The organism is Rhodococcus sp. ARC_M6, from assembly GCF_022810305.1.
Taxonomy (GTDB): Bacteria; Actinomycetota; Actinomycetes; order Mycobacteriales; family Mycobacteriaceae; genus Rhodococcus_F.
On sequence record NZ_JALGQH010000030.1, the window covers coordinates 57,445 to 75,889 of the forward strand.

At 60.9% G+C, this 18,445-nt stretch carries 17 protein-coding genes; 4 read left to right on the forward strand and 13 right to left on the reverse strand.

Translation table 11 applies throughout. The features are described 5' to 3' along the window. Window positions 1-56 precede the first annotated feature (56 nt). Together MTX36_RS24060 and MTX36_RS24065 are read right to left on the reverse strand one after the other, a co-directional pair. On the reverse strand, window positions 57-851 hold the full coding sequence (locus MTX36_RS24060) for a metal-dependent hydrolase (RefSeq protein WP_094270896.1): 795 nt from the start codon (window positions 849-851) through the stop codon (window positions 57-59). Between the two features lie 142 nt (window positions 852-993). Next, the gene (locus MTX36_RS24065) at window positions 994-1,368 is read right to left on the reverse strand and encodes a hypothetical protein (protein ID WP_243622150.1); all 375 of its coding nucleotides are present in this window, start codon (window positions 1,366-1,368) and stop codon (window positions 994-996) included. A gap of 160 nt (window positions 1,369-1,528) precedes the next feature. Between MTX36_RS24065 and MTX36_RS24070 the strand changes: the two genes are divergently transcribed. Continuing rightward, a complete protein-coding gene (locus MTX36_RS24070) occupies window positions 1,529-2,227 on the forward strand; it encodes a response regulator transcription factor (RefSeq protein WP_243622151.1) in 699 nt (232 codons plus the stop codon). Continuing rightward, entirely contained in the window at window positions 2,224-3,513 is a 1,290-nt protein-coding gene (locus MTX36_RS24075) for a sensor histidine kinase KdpD (protein WP_243622152.1), read from the forward strand. The genes MTX36_RS24070 and MTX36_RS24075 overlap by 4 nt, the downstream gene beginning before the upstream one ends. Here the strand turns inward: MTX36_RS24075 and MTX36_RS24080 are convergent. The 11 genes from MTX36_RS24080 to MTX36_RS24130 all read right to left on the reverse strand — a co-directional run bounded on the left by MTX36_RS24080 (window position 3,500) and on the right by MTX36_RS24130 (window position 16,392). Further along, window positions 3,500-4,489, reverse strand: a complete 990-nt coding sequence (locus MTX36_RS24080; protein ID WP_243622153.1) for an LLM class F420-dependent oxidoreductase — start codon at window positions 4,487-4,489, stop codon at window positions 3,500-3,502. The two genes, MTX36_RS24075 and MTX36_RS24080, sit on opposite strands and share 14 nt — an antisense overlap. A gap of 257 nt (window positions 4,490-4,746) precedes the next feature. After that, window positions 4,747-6,198, reverse strand: coding sequence for a catalase (locus MTX36_RS24085; protein ID WP_243622154.1), 1,452 nt, complete (start codon window positions 6,196-6,198; stop codon window positions 4,747-4,749). Window positions 6,199-6,231: 33 nt separating this feature from the next. Next, window positions 6,232-6,741: a Fur family transcriptional regulator gene (locus tag MTX36_RS24090; RefSeq protein ID WP_094270891.1), complete on the reverse strand. Its 510-nt coding sequence runs from the start codon at window positions 6,739-6,741 to the stop codon at window positions 6,232-6,234. A gap of 254 nt (window positions 6,742-6,995) precedes the next feature. Continuing rightward, the gene (locus MTX36_RS24095) at window positions 6,996-7,643 is read right to left on the reverse strand and encodes an acetoacetate decarboxylase family protein (protein WP_243622155.1); all 648 of its coding nucleotides are present in this window, start codon (window positions 7,641-7,643) and stop codon (window positions 6,996-6,998) included. Beyond that, window positions 7,627-9,342, reverse strand: coding sequence for an FAD-dependent oxidoreductase (locus MTX36_RS24100; RefSeq protein ID WP_243622156.1), 1,716 nt, complete (start codon window positions 9,340-9,342; stop codon window positions 7,627-7,629). The genes MTX36_RS24095 and MTX36_RS24100 overlap by 17 nt, the downstream gene beginning before the upstream one ends. Next, window positions 9,339-10,823, reverse strand: a complete 1,485-nt coding sequence (locus tag MTX36_RS24105; protein ID WP_243622157.1) for an NAD(P)/FAD-dependent oxidoreductase — start codon at window positions 10,821-10,823, stop codon at window positions 9,339-9,341. The genes MTX36_RS24100 and MTX36_RS24105 overlap by 4 nt, the downstream gene beginning before the upstream one ends. After that, the gene (locus MTX36_RS24110) at window positions 10,820-11,344 is read right to left on the reverse strand and encodes a TetR/AcrR family transcriptional regulator (protein WP_243622169.1); all 525 of its coding nucleotides are present in this window, start codon (window positions 11,342-11,344) and stop codon (window positions 10,820-10,822) included. The genes MTX36_RS24105 and MTX36_RS24110 overlap by 4 nt, the downstream gene beginning before the upstream one ends. Before the next feature lie 112 nt (window positions 11,345-11,456). Continuing rightward, entirely contained in the window at window positions 11,457-12,356 is a 900-nt protein-coding gene (locus MTX36_RS24115) for a hydroxymethylglutaryl-CoA lyase (protein WP_243622158.1), read from the reverse strand. A gap of 1 nt (window position 12,357) precedes the next feature. Beyond that, the gene (locus MTX36_RS24120) at window positions 12,358-13,572 is read right to left on the reverse strand and encodes a CaiB/BaiF CoA-transferase family protein (RefSeq protein WP_243622159.1); all 1,215 of its coding nucleotides are present in this window, start codon (window positions 13,570-13,572) and stop codon (window positions 12,358-12,360) included. Window positions 13,573-13,609: 37 nt separating this feature from the next. Continuing rightward, window positions 13,610-15,331, reverse strand: a complete 1,722-nt coding sequence (locus tag MTX36_RS24125; RefSeq protein WP_243622170.1) for a multicopper oxidase family protein — start codon at window positions 15,329-15,331, stop codon at window positions 13,610-13,612. 125 nt (window positions 15,332-15,456) lie between these two features. Then, entirely contained in the window at window positions 15,457-16,392 is a 936-nt protein-coding gene (locus MTX36_RS24130) for an oxygenase MpaB family protein (protein ID WP_243622160.1), read from the reverse strand. Between the two features lie 146 nt (window positions 16,393-16,538). On the opposite strand from MTX36_RS24130, the gene MTX36_RS24135 reads away from it, so the two are divergent. Together MTX36_RS24135 and MTX36_RS29985 are read left to right on the forward strand one after the other, a co-directional pair. Then, entirely contained in the window at window positions 16,539-17,183 is a 645-nt protein-coding gene (locus tag MTX36_RS24135) for a TetR/AcrR family transcriptional regulator (RefSeq protein ID WP_243622161.1), read from the forward strand. A gap of 213 nt (window positions 17,184-17,396) precedes the next feature. Continuing rightward, window positions 17,397-18,445, forward strand: a 1,049-nt coding sequence (locus tag MTX36_RS29985; RefSeq protein WP_308198246.1) for a putative Ig domain-containing protein, incomplete at its 3' end; no start/stop codon positions are given.

An 18,445-nucleotide genomic window follows, 5' to 3' on the forward strand; every position in this document is an offset into this window, starting at 1 on the left:
AACGTAGAACAGATTTGATTACGATGCCAGTGGTTCCGTAATAATAGTTCTAGAACTTACGAACCAATCACCGCGTAGATCGCCTCCGGCGCACCGTCGAAAGCTTTGACGATCAGCCACACGGTCAAGAGCGTGAGCGCCGGGCCGATCAGAATCTTCTCGAAGTTGCCGCCGGCTCGAATCGAGAGGAACGACGGAAGTCGCTGCTCCCACCAGCGTTTACCACCCAACGGAATGAGCGGCGCGAGAAACGGCACGCCTTCCTTGGTGATCGCGTCACCGAGACAATGCGTCGCGCAACCCAACGCGACCGCGACGCCCAACCCGGTGGATCCCGCCTCGCTGGGATACCACTGCCACGTCAGCGCCGACAGAGCCAGGGCGATCGCCGACACGATCAACCAGCCCTTCTCCTTCGCGAAGTCGCCCGCCAAGCCGCGGATCGCGAGCCCTAAACAGAAGAACAGGGTGATGATGATGGCGGGCTTTCCGAACTGCACGACCAACGCTGACACGCCGGCGCCAAGGCCGGCCGCGAACAGCGCTGTGTGCGTGAGCGTCCGGTGCCCGCCGCGACGCTTGCCGTCCTTCTTGCCTTTTGTGAGGCGGTAGAACGCCACCGATACGGCGTCGACGCCCTGTGCGAGGGCTTTGCTGATCGGCCCGAACGACCGCGCGACAGTCGATTGACCGGTATCGAGATCCGGAAGCAGCGCCGCGCCCGCACATACCCCCGCAAAGGTCAGAGTCTCGGCAGTGGAGGTGGGTCCACCCCAATCGAGCGGCAAGAGTTCGGCAACCACCAGACCAACGGCAGCACCGGACATTGCGTGGGTAGGACCCATAACCATGACGCACAACACCTTCCGAAGCGCGCCCCGACACGTGCGTCGGGGCCGCTCCAGAACGTAGCAAGTGCCACCGACAGACTTTCCTCATTTCGGCACGGTCGTACCGTTCCTACTCAAAGAAATTGCTACGTAGCTACTTTCATCAGCAGGAAATTGCAAGTGTGACGCTGCTGTCGGTCGGGGGCGTGCTCGCGACGTTCTCGCCCTCACTGCCGGGTTCGTCGGGGCGCTCGCCGACCAAGGCTTCGGTCATGACTGCGGGCGTGCTGTCCTCGAGGCTGAGCTCACCCTTCGCGACCAGCGCGTCGACCTCTTCCGGGGTCAAGGCAGGGGCACACTCGTCGGACTGCGTGGCCGGAACGAGTTCCGCGGCGGGAGTGGAGACAACAGCCGGTGCGGTATCGGGGACGGAGCCGTTGGCCCAGGCAATGCCGGGTACAGCGATCGCTGCGACAGCGGCGATTCCGGCGGCAGCGACGGTTACTCGACGGCGGGTGGTGGTGATGGTCTTGCCCATGGTGATCTCCTCGTTCAGTGTCGCGGCTCGGATTGCCTCGACACCAACGAATCTATTGGCGGAAAACTCGGCGTTCGTTAGCGAACTATTAGGGATTGATGAGAATGCGAGGGCCTCGTCACCAGAACGTGGGTCGCACCGAATCCGGTGGCACTATGGTTTGGTGAGCACACCCGAACGCATCCTGATCGTGGACGACGACGCCAAGGTTCTGACCTCCATCGAACGCGGACTGCGCCTATCGGGGTTCGAGACCGACACTGCCGTCGACGGACGCTCCGCTCTTGCTGCCGTGAGCAAACGCTGCCCGTCGGCAATCGTCCTCGATGTCAATATGCCCGGTCTCGACGGCGTCGGAGTGGTGACGGCTTTACGCGCTATCGGAAACGAGGTGCCGATCTGTGTTCTGAGCGCGCAAAGTTCGGTCGGTGATCGCATTGCCGGCCTCGAAGCCGGTGCCGACGATTACCTCACCAAACCGTTCGAGTTGGCGGAGCTGGTTGCCAGGTTGCGGGCGTTGTTGCGACGCACGGCAAATACCGAGACGACGACGGACCGTCCGATATCGGTGGGCCCACTCACCGTCGACCTTCCCGGCCATCGCGCGTATGTAAACGGCACTCGAATCGAACTGACCAAAAGGGAATTCGATCTCCTCGCAGTTCTCGCCGAACATGCCGGGGTCGTGCTCAGCCGACCTCAACTCCTCCGCCTCGTGTGGGGCTACGACTTCGATGCCGACACCAACGTCGTGGACGTCTTTGTCACCTATCTACGTAAGAAACTCGAGGCCGACGGCGCGCCTCGTCTTATCCATACCGTTCGCGGAGTCGGTTTTGTATTGCGAGCCGAACGATGAAGCGCTCGTTGTCATTACAGACGCGAGTAGCGATCGCTTCCGGCCTGGCTGCTGCCATAGTCATTGCAGCAGTGTGTATCGCGTTCGTGGTTTTCTTGCGCGTCAACGGCTCCGAGCAGCTTGATCGAACCCTTGATTCCGTTACGCTCGGATTGGCCACTGATTCGGCCTACGCGATCCGCACAGAACCGGCGACACCTATATCCGAGCCTGCCGTCACCGATCCCGGCACAGGCGCCACTTCCATTCCCGCAGCGCCACTTACCGATGTCCGCACTCGCGATATCCCCCTTCCCGGAGACAGCGGAGCCGCTCTGTCGGTCACCGTTCCCGAAGATCCACTGACACAAGCAATACGAGAACAAACATTTCAAGTCGCAGCTGCAGCAGTTGTCGCGATACTTGTCGCGGCGGGACTCGGGTGGGTGCTCGCCGGCCGTGCCGTGCGTCCATTTCAGGAATTGACGAAGACGACCAGTTCGATCGGCAACAACCTCGATGCCGAGGAACTTGCGCGTCGTGCGCCGTCGGTTCGGGGCACCCGTGAGGCAGAAGAACTCTCCGAAGCGATACACAGCATGCTCAGTCGAATCGAACTCGATCGCAGCCGAACAAAGCAGGCTCTCGAATCGGCTCGAGATTTCGCCCGCATATCTGCCCACGAACTTCGCACACCCATGACGTCGATGCGTACCGACCTGGAAGTCCTTGCCACGCTGGAACTCACCGAAAAGCAGCGCAACGAACTCGCGGCCGAACTGCTGGTGTCACAACGACAGATCGAACGCACCCTCACCGATCTGGAAACTCTAGCTCTGGGCGAAGTTGCGGACACCGCCGATTACACCTCCGTCGATCTGGTGGACTTAGCCGATCGAGTGGTAAACGAAACCGGCCGACTGCACCGGGGGACGACGATCACGCTGGACGGTCCCGAAGATCTGACGGTTCAGGCGTTTCCGGCCGGAATACGATTGGTACTGACCAACGCGATATCCAACTCTGTCAGGCACGGACGAGCCACTCGAGTCGATGTCGTCGTAAGCCCCGGCGCCGGTGCCGGTTCAGCTGTCATCGTCGTCGACGACAACGGCACCGGCATAGACGAATCCGTCCGAGAGTCGATGTTCGAGCGCTTTGTGCGGGGCCCCGGCGCCTCGGACACCGGCAGCGGATTGGGGTTGGCGCTCGTTGCCCAGCAGGCCGGACTTCACGGTGGGCAGGTTCAGCTCGACGCCAGCCCACTCGGCGGCACCCGACTGACCTTCACGATCAACCCAATCTGACGTGCAGCGCCTCCAGCAGCGGCTTCGCAGCCTCGTCGAAAAATCGGTCCTGAGTGTCGCCGCCGATCTGAAGTAGAGCAACGTCGGTGAATCCCGCATCGGCGTACTTGCTCACTGCATCGACAATCGCATCCAGATCCGGACCACACGGAATATTCTCTGCCACATCCTCTTTGCGGACGAACTGCGTGGCCGCGGCAAAGCTTGCCGGAGTCGGCAGTTCCGAGTTGACTGACCAGCCGCCACCGAACCAGCGGAACTGCTCATAGGCTCGGGCGATCGCCGCGTCTCGGTCGAGGTCCCACGCTATCGGAATCTGCGCGATGGATCGTCGTGCCGGCTCCAACCCGAAAGCTCGACTGTGGAGGTGTTTCCACTGGCGAATCAGATCCGAATCAGGTTGCACCCCAATGAGGCAATCCGCCATGGGTCCGAACTTCTCAACAGACTCCTCCCCTGACATCGCCACAGCGATCGGGACGGGAATCTCGGGCAGATCCCAGATCCGAGCGGATTGCACATCAAAATACTCACCCTTCCAACTCACCACGTCCCCGGAGTGCAACGCCCGAATAATCGCAACGGCCTCCTGCAACATGTCTTGCCTCGTGTCGATGGACGGCCACCCGTCTCCCACCACGTGCTCGTTCAGGCTCTCGCCGCTCCCGACTCCGAGAGTGAATCTTCCGTCGGCGAGAATCTGCATCGTGGCGGCCTTCTGCGCGATCACTGCTGGGTGGTACCGAACCGTCGGGCATGTCACATACGTCATCAACCCAACCGACTCGGTGGCGTAAGCGACAGCACCGAGAACTGACCAGGCATACGGCGCATGTCCCTGCTCGCTCAGCCACGGGGAGTAGTGATCACTCATCACCTCGAAATCGAAGCCGACCGCCTCGGCCCTCACCGCATGCCGAACCAATTCCTTCGGGCCGGCCTGCTCGGTCATCAACGTGTAGCCGAATCTCGCCATGACTGACCAACTCCTGACCTCGAAAAGAACACTCGTACGAGTCGACTGCCCGCCAGCGCCTTACTCGAAACAGTTTCGGTAGACGTGGATCATGGAATACACGTCGTGGCGAAGGAGGACCGTCGTGGACACCGTTGTCGAATTCATTCTCGCGTGCCTGGTTTATTGGTGGGGGCTGCTCTAGGACACAAAAAGGCGGACCGCCGCAAAGGGATTTCCTCTGCAGCGGCCCGCCATAGCCACACCTTCAAACAGGTCTACTGACCTGCGCGTACACCCTCTTCGACGCGCTTACCGAGATCTGCGTCGACGTTCTTCCAGTACTCGAAGACACGCAGCAGAACTTCCTCGCTGACACCGCCCAAGGCATGGCCGACGATGTTGCCGACCAGACGCTCACGCGCCGCGTCGTCGAGAACCTCGCGGACGAGAGTTCCGGCCTGGGTGAAGTCTCCGTCCTCGGCGTGCTGAATGTATCCGGCGCGAATTGCTTCGCCGTCGAACGACCATAGTCCTTCGTCACCGGCAACCGACGGATCGGCGTGCGGTCCGCCGTACGAGTTGGGTGCGTACACCGGCGTCGTCGGAGAATTGAAGCTGTAGCGCATGGCGCCCTCCTTGGAGTAGGAGTTCACCTCGTTCTTCGGAGCATTGACGGGCAGGTCTGCGTAGTTGGTGCCGATGCGGTAACGGTGCGCGTCGGCGTAGGAGAACACGCGGCCGAGCAGCATCTTGTCGGGGCTGAAACCGATGCCGGGCACCACATTCGACGGTTCGAACGACGCCTGTTCGATCTGCGCGAAGAAGTTCTCCGGGTTGCGGTTCAGGGTCCACTTGCCGACCTCGATCAGCGGGTAGTCCTGCTGTGACCACACCTTCGTGAGATCGAAGGGGTTGAAGCGATATCCCTCGGCTTCGTCGGCGGGCATGACCTGGACCTTGAGAGTCCAGCTCGGGAAGTTCCCGGCCTCGATCTCGTTGTACAGATCGGCGCGGTGGTAGTCGGGATCCGTACCCGCAAGAGTGTCGGCCTCGGCCTGGGTCAGAAACTCGATGCCCTGATCGGTCTTGAAGTGGTACTTCACCCAGAAACGCTCACCGGCAGCGTTAACCCACTGGTACGTATGCGAACCGAAGCCGTCCATGTTGCGCCACGTCTTCGGGATACCGCGGTCACCCATCAGCCAGGTCACCTGATGCGCGGTCTCGGGACGCAAAGTCCAGAAATCCCACTGCATGTCGTGATCGCGCAGACCCGAACCTGGCAGACGTTTCTGCGATCGAATGAAGTCGGGGAACTTGATGGCGTCCTTGATGAAGAACACCGGGGTGTTGTTGCCGACGAGGTCGTAGTTGCCCTCCTCGGTGTAGAACTTCATCGCGAAACCACGCGGGTCACGCCAGGTATCGGGGGAACCCTGCTCACCAGCGACGGTCGAGAACCGCACCAAGGACTCGGTCTTCTTGCCGGGCTGCAGGAAGTTCGCCTTGGTGTACTTGCTGACATCGTGGGTGATGACGAGTTCGCCAAATGCACCGCCGCCCTTGGCATGTACGATGCGCTCCGGGACACGCTCACGATTGAACTGGGCCAGCTTCTCGATCAGGTAATGGTCGTGGAGCAAAACCGGTCCCTGAATACCTGCGGTCAACGACTCGTCGTCGCTGGCTACCGCGATACCGAAGTTGTTGGTAGTGGGCTTGGTCATGGCGAAGCCTCCTGCGTGTAGTGGGCTGAGCGTTTAACGGGCTGTGTGCTTTAGCGCGCGGTCTGCATCTTGATTCTGGGAGACGGCGCCAAGTTCGGGGGTGGATTCAGTAGAAATCGTCAGACAATCTTTGCAACGGCCCCAGAACACGACCTCCGCTTCATCGATCTCGAAGCCGTGATAATCAGAAGGTTCAAGGCAGGGAGCTTGGCCGACAACACAATCGACGTCGACAACCTTGCCGCAGCTACGACAGACGAGATGGTGATGGTTATCCCCGGTCCTCGTCTCGAACCGTGCTGGCGAACCCGCCGGCTCGATGCGTCGTAGCAACCCTGCGCTGACGCATGCCTTCAGCACGTCGTAAACGGCCTGAGTGGATACGGATCCCAACTGTTCCCGCACCTGTGCGGCAACAGTATCTGCATCCGAATGCGGTTGGGCTGTAACCGCATTCAGAACCGCAAGCCGCGGCGCAGTGACTCGCAACCCGGCTGCGCGCAGTTGCGCCCGGGGGTCGAAATCCTGCCCGTCGTCTTGCATGGCACCCAGTATGCCCCTTTTCTGGAATTAGTCAAGAAAAGGATTGCCTAAGTTAAAGGGAGATCGGCGTCACAATGGTCGGGCGGGAACAAAATGATGGCCACTGCCGTTGAACCCCTCGTCGGCGTCCGAAACAAGCCCCGGGCCCCACCCCATTTGTCGCTACGAGCGACCATCCGCCGAGAGGCGCCTGTGGGACGCCGACACCGAAGGCCGCCCAGCAATTACGCTGAGCGGCCTTCACCTATTTCAAGCTATCGATGCTTGGCCGGGCCGGTCCTCATCTTTCCGTCTGTGATCACAATCCCTCGATGCGAGCCGGCCACCAGCCAACTCGGCAAAGTCGTACCTTCGGATTCGACGTCGACGCGGGCGTATCGGAACCTGCCAGCCAGCCTCGCCGATGCGATCGCCAGCCCGCCCGCCGCCTCGGGTTGCGCAAAACCCAACGCACCGGCGATGGGTAACCGCGGGCCCTTCGCTCTCACGGTTGAACCAACTTTCCATCCGTCACCCTGCGCGGCCATGTTTCCGAGGACCGTCCCGTCGAAACGGGCAAGAACCTTCGGGAGTTGCCAATGGGTTCGTCCGCCGTGAACGGATGCTTCCGAATCCACTGCAATGAAGGGCACCGCCATCCGCGGCATCGGTCCGATCCGCCTGCTCGGCATCCGCAACACCGGACTGGCCAATATCTCTCGGTACGGGCCGACCGGCGAATCGAGATAATCGACCATCATCGCCACCGTGACGGGAATGATCCGACTTCCCTTCCCGAGTTCACGACCTGCTGCCGTGCTGCGATGCCACCACAACGTGGCCCGCACCCGTGCCGGCCACGGCGGCGGACTACTGACGGGCCATTCTGTTCGGCCTGTCTCGGATTCAGGAACGCTCCACATCGGGGACCTTCTCAGCTCGGACGATCAAGGGCAGGCGAAGCGCGCCGGGCGCATGCGCGGGCACTACAGGGTTCGACGGCAACGTCGGATCGATACGTACATAAGGCTTTCCGGCTTCGGGGCGAGCGTCGACGGCACCCTTGTTCGGCCACAAGGCACAAGCACGCTCAGCCTGCGCGGTGATGGTCAACGACGGGTTGACGCCGAGGTTGGCGCTCACAACAGATCCGTCCATCACGTGCAATCCTTCATGCCCGTACACACGCAGATACGGATCCACGACGCCGGTCTGTGCCGAATCGCCTATCGCACAACCTCCGAGGAAATGTGCAGTCATAGGAATATTGACGACGTCCGCGATGGAACCACCGGGGTCGCCGTCAATCTTCTCGGCGATCTTACGAATAGCAGTGTGGCCTTGCGGAATCCACTGGGGAGGAGGCGCCCCCGGCCCGGGACGGCTGGTAAGCGCGCGACCGAATCTTCGGGGGTTCTTGGACAGCTCGAGAGAATTGTCGTCAGTTTGCATGACAAGTGCGATAACGGTTCGCTCCGACCAGTTCCGCACGGACAGTGAACGAATGAAGGCCCCGGGGTGGCGCACTGCGACGGCGAGTGTCTTCAGAACCCGCGGAGTCTTCCCGCCGCCGTCACTGAGCACTGTCTGCAACAGGCCGATTGCGTTGCTGCCCTTTCCATATCGGACCGGTTCGATGTGCGTGTGATCGTCGGGATGGAAGGACGACGTGATCGCGACTCCCTGCGTGAAGTTGCGGCGACGCGACTTCGCCGTGGCGGCCAGCACTGCTTCCGAATTGGTGCGGACGACGGTACCCAACATGTTCGACAAGTTAGGCAGTGCGCCAGAGTCTTTCATCCCGAGCAAGAGTCGCGCTGTTCCATAGGTACCCGCAGCCACCACAACGCGGTCGGCCGTAAATATCCGCTCCCGTTTGACCACACCATCCGTACGCCGCGATCGCAGACGGTATCCGCCGCCTGCGATCGGCCGGAGATCCGTCACGGTGGTGAGCTGGTGAATGACGGCACCGGCACGCTCCGCAAGATGGAGATAGTTCTTGACCAGGGTGTTCTTTGCCCCGACACGACAGCCCGTCATGCAGGCACCGCATTCGGTGCACCCGGTTCGGTTCGGACCCACTCCGCCGAAGAAGGGATCGGGCACGGAAACCCCGGGGTCCCCGAAGAAGACTCCGACCGGGGTGGAGGTGAATGTCTCCCCCACCCCCACCTCTTCCGCAACTTCCTTCATCACCGCGTCCGCCGGAGTGAACGACGGATTGGTGCGAACACCCAACATTCGTTTTGCCTGGTCGTAGTACGGCGCCAACTCCTCGTGCCAGTCAGTTATATGCGCCCACTGCTTATCCTCGAAGAATTTCTTCGGCGGCTGGTACAAAGTGTTGGCGTAGTTGAGTGATCCACCACCGACCCCGGAGCCCGCCATCACCAGAACATCCGGGAGCAAATGAATGCGCTGCACCCCGTAACACCCAATCCACGGCGCCCACAGATACTTTCGCAGTCGCCAACTGGTTTCGGGAAGCTCGTCGTCGGAGAAACGCCTTCCGGCCTCGAGCACCCCGACGCGATATCCCTTCTCCGTCAGCCGAAGTGCCGCAACGCTACCGCCGAAACCTGATCCGATGACTATGACGTCATAGTGGGTCGTCGTCATACTCGAACACCCGTAGCGGCGCGGGTCTTGTAGTTTTCACGGTCGAAGCGTTTCAGCAATGAACGGTACCTCCACGTGAATGTAGGCCATTGCACCGAATTACGCCCCTGCGAATCGATGTACCAACTCGAGCATCCGCCCTTGCTCCACACCGTGTGCAGCATTTCGTGCTGTACATATCGGTTGTATTGCGACACCGCCGAATCCTCGACCTCCACGACGTCGATCCCCTCTCTCCGCATGGTGTGCAGGGCGGCATTGACGTACTCGGCCTGCGATTCCAGCATGTAGACGATGGAACTGTGCCCCAGGTTGGTGTTGGGCCCGTACATCAGGAAGAGATTCGGGAAACCATTGACGCTCGTGCCCTTGTACGCGCTGGGGCTTCCCGCCCAGTGCGTCGCTAAGGTCTCCCCACGCACACCGGTAACCAGATGCGCAACGGGGGGTTCCGCCGGAGTGAATCCCGTGGCAAAGATGATGGTGTCTACCGCGTGTTCATTGCCAGCCGCGTCTACGACGCCGTCTTCGGTCACCGACACCACACCCTGATCGACCAGACTGACATCGTCGCGGTCCAGCGTCCGCAACCAATCGTTCGAGAGCAGCATCCGTTTGCATCCAATAGTGAAGTCCGGAGTCAGTTTCCGACGCAACTCCGGGTCTCGCACCTGCCGATAGAGGTGCAGGCGCGCCACCTTTTCAAAAGCCGGCAGCACCCAGGTTGCATGCGACATCGCCGCACCCAGCGCCTCCCGGAAGCCGTAAACAGCGCCGCGAACGGCCTTTTGCGTAGCGGGAATTTTTGCGTACAGCGCCTTCTGAACTGAAGGGAGGGCTCGATCCGTGCGCGGAATCACCCAAGCTGGCGTTCTCTGGAATACCGTGACGTGCGCTGCGGGATCAGCAATCTCGGGAACGAATTGCACTGCAGAAGCGCCTGTTCCGACCACCGCCACGCGCTCGCCGCTCAGTTCATGTTCGTGGTTCCACGTCGCAGAGTGGAAAGTGGTTCCGGAGAATTTCCCGAGACCGGGAAGGTCGGGAATATTTGGCGTCGACAACGCTCCGGTGGCGGCGACCAGCACCTTCGCCGTTAATGATCCGTTTGAGGTCTGAATGTGCCACAACGTCAGATCGCCGTCCCAAACCGCTTCTTCGAGTTCACAGTTCAGAACCACCCGGTGATCAATACCGGTGTCCGCAGCCACTTTCTCGAGGTACGCATAGATTTCGGGCTGGCGAGCAAAGGTGTGACTCCAATCTGGGCTGGGCGCAAAAGAATACGAGTACAGCGCCGTCGGAACGTCGCACGCACACCCCGGGTACGTATTGTCCCGCCACGTACCGCCGACGCTCGCGCCCCGCTCGATCAAGACAATATCGGCCGTCGGGTCGTCGCGGAGCATTCGTGCGGCCAGTCCCATCCCGGCGAATCCTGCACCAACGATGAGTGTTTCGACATGTTCGGGAAGTTTCACTGCTTCTCCACTCGGGATTGCCAGGCCGGCAACAAACGCGATCTGAGCGCTTGGTCCGCCTCGGGGGTACGGAAGAGTGCGGACACAGCCAGTCCGCGGACAAGTTCGATGGTGAGTTCTACGGTTTCGGCGTCGAAACGATCCCCGAACACCTCGGCGCTGCCGAGCTCGAGAGCCTCACTCACCTTGCGTTCGAGTGGCACTGTCGCGGCATGCAGGGCGGGATCCGTTCGGGCCGCGACCCACAATTCCAACGCGGCATAAAACAGTGGACCGGAAAATGCATCCGCGAGTATCTCCAGACCGCGTCCACTGCCGACTTCAGCAGTGAGAATCTCTGCCAAACGCTTGTCCACCAGATATTCGACAGCCGCAACCACAAGCGATTCCTTCGTCGGAAAGTGATGCAGCTGGGTCCCCCGCGAGACCCCGGCTCGGCGAGCGATCTCCTGGGTACTCGTTCGCGCATAGCCCAACTCGACCAGCGATTCGACTGCTGCGTCGAGCAGCCGTCCTCGCATCGCAGCGGTGCGTTCCACCTGCGTGCGGGTCACTTTCACATCAGACGTGGGCTCAGTCACACCACGACTGTAGATGGAAAACAGAAAACAGTCCAGGCTGACCTTAAGTTGACTATCGGCGAATGCGGTCGCCGGCACGCAAGAGATTACTGGGAACTGCGTGGCCGACAATTTCCTCCGCCATCGCGGCGGCGCGAACGGACGCGTCTAGATCGATCCCCGTCGCAATGCCCATGTCTTCGAGCATGTAGACCAACTCTTCGGTGGCGATGTTGCCACTGGCACCGGGCGCGAACGGGCAACCACCGAGCCCACCCGTGGACGCGTCGAGATTTTGCACCCCATGCTGAACAGCGGCCAATGCGCAGGCCAGACCACTACCGCGGGTGTTGTGGAAATGAACGCCGAGGGCGAAATCTCCCACTCTGGCGTTGATCGCCTCGATCAGACATCCGACGCGCCCCGGGGTGGCGGTGCCGATGGTGTCGGCTATCGAAAACTGATCGGCCCCGAAAGATTTAGCATGCTCCGCAATTCGCAAAACACGATCAAGATCGGTGGGACCGTCGAACGGACAGTCCCAGGCTGTCGCGACGATGACCTCGACACGGCCACCAGCGTCGTGAACGATTGAGACGACCTCCCCGATCCGCTGAGTAGCCTGCTCGGTAGTGGAACGAACATTGGCCTCGCTGTGACCATTCGACGCCGATACTACGTATTCGACGGTCTTTATACCGGCGGCAACGGCGCGCTTCGCTCCTCCGGTTCCGGCAACCAAAGCCGAGAATTCGATACCGGGCCAGCGATGCAATTCTGCCGCCAACTGCTCCGCGTCTGCCAGTGCCGGCACTGCGCGGGGCGAGACGAATGACGTCGCCTCGATACGCGGAACACCCGTCGCAGCAAGGGCTTCGATGAGTCGCAGCTTTTCTGCCAACGGCACGGGGTCTTCGATTTGCAGGCCGTCACGTGGTCCGACTTCACGGATACTCACACTGGTCACCGTCATGTCAGATCACGCCCTCCTTGTGCAACGCAGCCTGGTCTTCGGTAGAGATACCCAGAAGTCCACCCCAGATCGCGTCGTTGTCGACGCCCGGCAACGACGCTCCGGCACAACGAACGGACCCCGGAGTATCGCTGAACGTAGGCACGATTCCGAGCCCCAGGACGTTCTCGCCGATCCGCTCGTCGAAGTGATCGACCAACATTCCGCGCTCGATCAACTGCGGATCCTTGACCACGTCTTCCACCGTATTGATCGGTCCGGCAACAACTCCGACGTCCGTCAACCGATCGACCAGTGTCACCGGATCCTGATCCTTGACCCATTCGGCGATAAAATCGTCGAGTTCGTCCTGATGTTTTCCTCGCGCAACGTGATTCGAGAACCGATCATCCTGTGCCAACTCCGGTCTGTCCATGATGGCGCACAGACGCACGAAGAGCGTGTCCTGATTTGCCGCGATGACAACCCAGTTTCCCTCGGAGGTCTGATAGATGTTGGACGGCGCAATCCCTTCCAACCGAGTGCCCGAGGGTTGCCGGATGATGCCACCGCGGTCGTAATCCGGAATGGTCGACTCCTGTACTGCAAGACACGATTCCGTGAGCGCTACATCGACTACCTGCCCACGTCCGGTTCGCTCGCGGGACAGCAGAGCCGCCAATACGCCTTGCACGGCAAACATTCCACCGAGGGAGTCGCCGAGGGACAGCGCAATCCGCGGCGGTGCCTGCCCGGGATAACCGTTCAAATGCCGAAAGCCACTGACAGCTTCGGCAACCGAGGCGTAACCGGCACTCTTCGCCTTGGGGCCGGTCTGCCCGTACCCGGACACTCTGGCCAACACCAACTTCGGATTGCGCGCACTCAGTACGTCGAAGCCCAAACCCCACTTTTCGAGAGTGCCCGGTCGAAAGTTCTCGACGACAACATCGGCGTGTTCCACCAGATCGAGAAACAAATCGCGACCGGCGGCGACTCGTAGATCCAACGTGACGCACCGCTTGTTGCGTGCGTGAACCGTCCAGAAGAATCGGTGGCCGTCCTGCTCGGCCTGTCCCCAGGTCCGGAGCGGGTCAGGACGATCGGGAGATTCGATCTTGATAACGTCGGCGCCCATGTCGCCAAGCAGTTTTCCGGCGAACGGTCCCGCGATCAATGTCCCGAGTTCGATCACCCGATATCCGTCCAGGGGCCCGGTGGGCACACCTTCCGACACAGCAGCCTCCTCAGGGGAACGTCTCTCCTATGCGAGGTTACGTCACCAGGCGGTACCTCAACATCATGTCGTGGTCCTCGTGATCGAGCATGTGGCAATGCCAGACGTACCCCTGCAGGTCGCCGACGCCACTGCCGCCGTGCCCGCTGTGATCTGCCATCCCGCTCCTCGGGAATGTCGCATCGGGATCGAAACTCAATTCGTCGGCCGTCGGAAAGCGCATCAATATTCGGGTTATGGAGTTGGCGTCCACGACCACGGTGTCCTTTGCCCCCGTTTCCCAGACTTCGGGTGGCCGCATCGGCGAGGTCACGAAGGCGTCGGCCGACGGAGTCCACCTCGCACCGATATCCGGCACCGGATACTTCGCTGTCAGCGCCGAGGCATCGATACTCTGCCGACCCAAGACCTGAAAAGTCACCAGGTGCAGATGAATCGGATGCGGTTCCGTCGTGACGTTGATCAGGTTCCACTGCTCGATTGTTCCCTGCCGTGGCATTTCCAGATCATCGGAGGTATATCGCAAGTTGTTGAGCGACATGATCATCGACGGATAGTCGGCCGGGCGTGAAATCTGCATGATCGTGAGATCACGAACCACATCCGGCTTCCCCAGCTGAACCGACTCCGGGCCCATCCGCTGGGGAACCGATCCGTTGAACCCCGTCGCATTGCCCACCACGAACCTGCAGAACACCGGCATCAGCACCGTACCGCGTTGTGCCACAGCGAGAGGTACTGGTTCGTCGTTGCGCAACTCTATCGCCGTACCAGCCTCGACCCCACGGAAATCGACCAGAATGTCTGCCCTCTCCCCCGGACTCAGCCGAATACGATCAGTAGGCGCCGGCGAGACAAGAAGCCCGCCTTCGGTACCAATTACCCAGAACCGCATACGATTTTCGAAATACAGACTGAAGGTCGAGTACGACGCCGCATTGAGCAGTCGCAAGCGATACATTCCCCGCGCCACCTCGATCTTCGGCCACACAACACCATTCACGACCCCCACGTCGCCCGGTGTCGCCGGATCCCACTGCCCCTGCGGCGTCGTCCAGATCGAACGAACGCTCTGAAGGCCGTCGGAGGTGAAGATCTTGTCCTGCAAGATCATCGGAATCTCGAACTCACCCGACGGCAGACCGAGCGAATTGGACGATGTCCCGCTATCCGCATCGTCGCGCAACAAGTACATGCCGGCGAGCCCCGCGGACACATTGAGCCGGGTCATTCCCATTGCATGATCGTGGTACCAATGGTTTCCGGCAACTCGACCCGGCGCGTACTCGTGTGTCAATCCTTCGCCCGGCCGCTGAATCAGCTCGGGGTGACCGTCGTACTGAGGCGCGGTCACTCCGCCGTGCAGGTGCAGCGACGTGGGAACCTGAGAGCGATCGAGGTCGCTGACGCCATGCAGACCTGGGTCGACATCAGCTGCAAATGGATGTACACCAATGTTATTGGTGTATCGCACCTGCACGGCTTGATCGACGTGAGCCTCGATCGTCGGTCCCAGATAGTCCATTCCGCCGTACCCTAGCGACGGCGAGTACGGAAGGTCGGGATGAAAACGATGCATCGACGACGCCGCACCGAGGTCGATGCCACTGCCCGTCACGATCGGTGGAACAGCCAGGCTCTGACGGAAGGGTTCCAGCCTCGGCGACGGCAACTGAAGTGGCCGCAACGGATCGATGTTCGGCAACGTGGGCAGGCCTGCCGAGGCCGATCCCACCGACAATGCGCCGAGTCCTGCCATCAACCCCAAACCTTGAACAAACGATCGTCGACGGATCTTGTGCGCCTTGTCCACGACAGACTCATCCACTGCAGGCCCCTTATCGCTGATGGCATCCGGACCGGGTTACCCAGGCACGCATTGCGTCAAACAGGACTCGGTTCAGTTGCTGTCATGGTCCGCGGGAAACGTGCCCGAATCTCTGCTGGTGACACAACCCTCGGATCGACGGGCTGATCGTCGCGCAGATGACGTTCCAGCACCTTACCGGTCATCGGCGCAACAACTTTCAGCGCAGCCTTCATTGCCCTGGGCGAACTACCCACGCGCACTGCAGTCCGCACCGCCGGTGCAATTGCCTTGTCCACCAGCGCCGGTTGATCGAACCCACCCAACATTCGCATCCACCCGGGCAGGGTTGCGATTGTCGCCGGCGCCACCAACCGACTGAATGCCGCGAACTTCGTCCTTCCTTCCGCTCGAGGCGTTCGCAGCAGATAGTGCATCGCACGGTTGGCATGCTCGGAGGTACACAGCCTGGGTCGAACTTCGGCAAAGTATTCGCGCACCTCATCTCGGGAACGCGGAACATCCGACGCCTTGCAGGTCTGCAGTTCTGCGGCGATCACGCATTCCTCCCAGTACCGCTGCTCTTCGAGAGCAGACAACGGACCTGGCCCGTACATCTCGTAGCACTTGAGCACTGAATGCCAACCCGTCACATGAATCCAGAGTTGGGAAGCCGGATTGTTTGCACTGTAACGAGATCCGGTGATCGGCTCGATTCCAGTGGCCTGCGCATGGACAGTCATCAGGTGGTCGGACAACGCCATTGCGGTCCGTCCGTCTGCGGTTGCAACGGTAAGGAAATACGCCAACGTTCTATCGAGTCGCCCCGCCGGATCGCTGTAGATCCCGTTCATGTCGGCCACGGCAGCAGCCAGGTAGGGGTCGAAGTGTTCGAGCACCACCGATCTCTGAAACCCGATCAACGCCGTCGGTGCAGCCCAGATTTTCCAACTCGGCGAACCCGGGCCGAAGAAGCCATAGTCCTCGCGACGATCCATCATCAGTTCAGACATTTTCGGGTTCCCCATTCGTACGCCGGACAGAGCCAGGATTGAATACAACGCCACCGTAACAATTGACTCTTTCGAATACAACGATGCCGTATGATTCAATGTAAAGTCGCAGGCAGCTTAGGGCGGGAACGGAGGTGAGGCACACGATGATCAGGCAACAAGCAGACACGACGGATACGCCACGACGTAAGTACGCTCCCCGCATGGCACCGGAACAGCGCCGGAAACAACTGCTCGACGCCGCATTCACGATCACCGGCCGCACGGGGCTCCACAATCTCAGCATGGAAGGCGTCGCCGCCGAGGCCGGCGTCGGCAAGCCGGTCCTCTACACGGTCTTCGACACGAGAACCGATCTGGTCGACGCTCTCCTACGACGCGAACACGAGCGAGCAGTCACTCAGGTTCTTTCGACCATGCCCACCGATATGAGTGACATTGGCCCCGCTGCGTCGTACGCCGGAACCGTCGGCGCATTCGTCGAAGCAGTACTGGAGAATCCCACTCGTTGGCGCTTGATCCTCACGCCCGCGGAAAATGCGCCGAGCGAGTATCACGGCCTCCTGAAGCTCGCCCGCGACTCGATCCTTGCCCGGGCCGAAGAACTGGCACGCACCGGCATCGCACTCGAACCGAAACTCGAAGGCCTGGACCCGGCTCTACTCGCCCACACCATGCTCTCATTCGTGGAAATGCTCGGTCGACTGGCTGTCAGTGATCCCGAAACCTATACCCGTGAACGACTTTCTGCCTTTGCCGGTGCACTGACTCAGTCGATAGGCCGCATATAAAGACCTTCGCTACGCCATCCGAAATGCGCTCGAGCCCCTCCTCACCAAGGTATGTTCAGGCACCGAGCACCCCGGAGGACAGTGATGATTCGAGAACTTGACCAACTCCTGAAACCGCTCCTGATCGCAAAAACTCTGCGGCATCGAGCAAATTTCAATTGGGCGGACTTTCGTCCAACGTCCTCAATGGACTAAAACGGCCACAGCAAATGCGTGCTTATCGCCAAAATGTCCGATATCTTCCATGTGGTGGTTACCTTTCCGTGGCCGCTACGCACCCACCTTTCGGGTGCGTATTGCGCTACGAAGGGCATCCCACCTATGACCGTCCCCGCACGACCACGTCCGCTTTTGCGTTGGTCCCGCACCGCCGCAGCATGCGCAGCCGCCGCCCTCGCACTTGCGATGACCCTCGGCAGCGCAGTCGGTGGCGCGGACATCACCGACCCTGACTGCCCCCAACACCGTGCAATCGGTCCCATTGCCACCGCTGGTTGCCCTGGCGGTGGCGGTGGCGGTGGCGGGTACCCCCCGGCATTCAGCGGCCCCACATCCGTCAGCCTGACCGGCATCGCCGGAACCGCTCTCACCGAAAGCACCTTCACCACCAGCGGCGATCCTGCACCCACCCTCTCTGCGACCTGCCTCCCCTACGGAGTCACCTTCACCAACACCGGTTTCGGAACCGGAAGGGGAACCCTGAACGGAACACCCACTGACGCAGGCACATCCACCATCACCATCACCGCCACCAACAGTGCAGGCACCGCAACCACGATCGTCACCCTCACCGTCACCCCCGCACCAGCAGCCCCCACCTTCACCGACACCACACCTGCGACTTTGAGCGCTATCGCCGGCACCGCAATCGGCGACCAAACCTTCACCGCCAACGGCTACCCAACACCCACCCTCACCGCCACCGGCCTCCCCACCGGAATCACCTTCACCAACGGAACCCTCGCCGGAACACCCACTGACGCAGGCACATCCACCATCACCATCACCGCCACCAACAGCGCAGGCACCACAACCAAGACCGTCACCCTCACCGTCACCCCCGCACCAGCAGCCCCCACCTTCACCGACAACACCCCCGCAACCCTGAACGGCATTGTCGGCACCGCAATCACCAACCAAACCTTCACCGCCAACGGCTACCCAACACCCACCCTCACCGCCACCGGCCTCCCCACCGGAATCACCTTCACCAACGGAACCCTCGCCGGAACACCCACTGACGCAGGCACATCCACCATCAC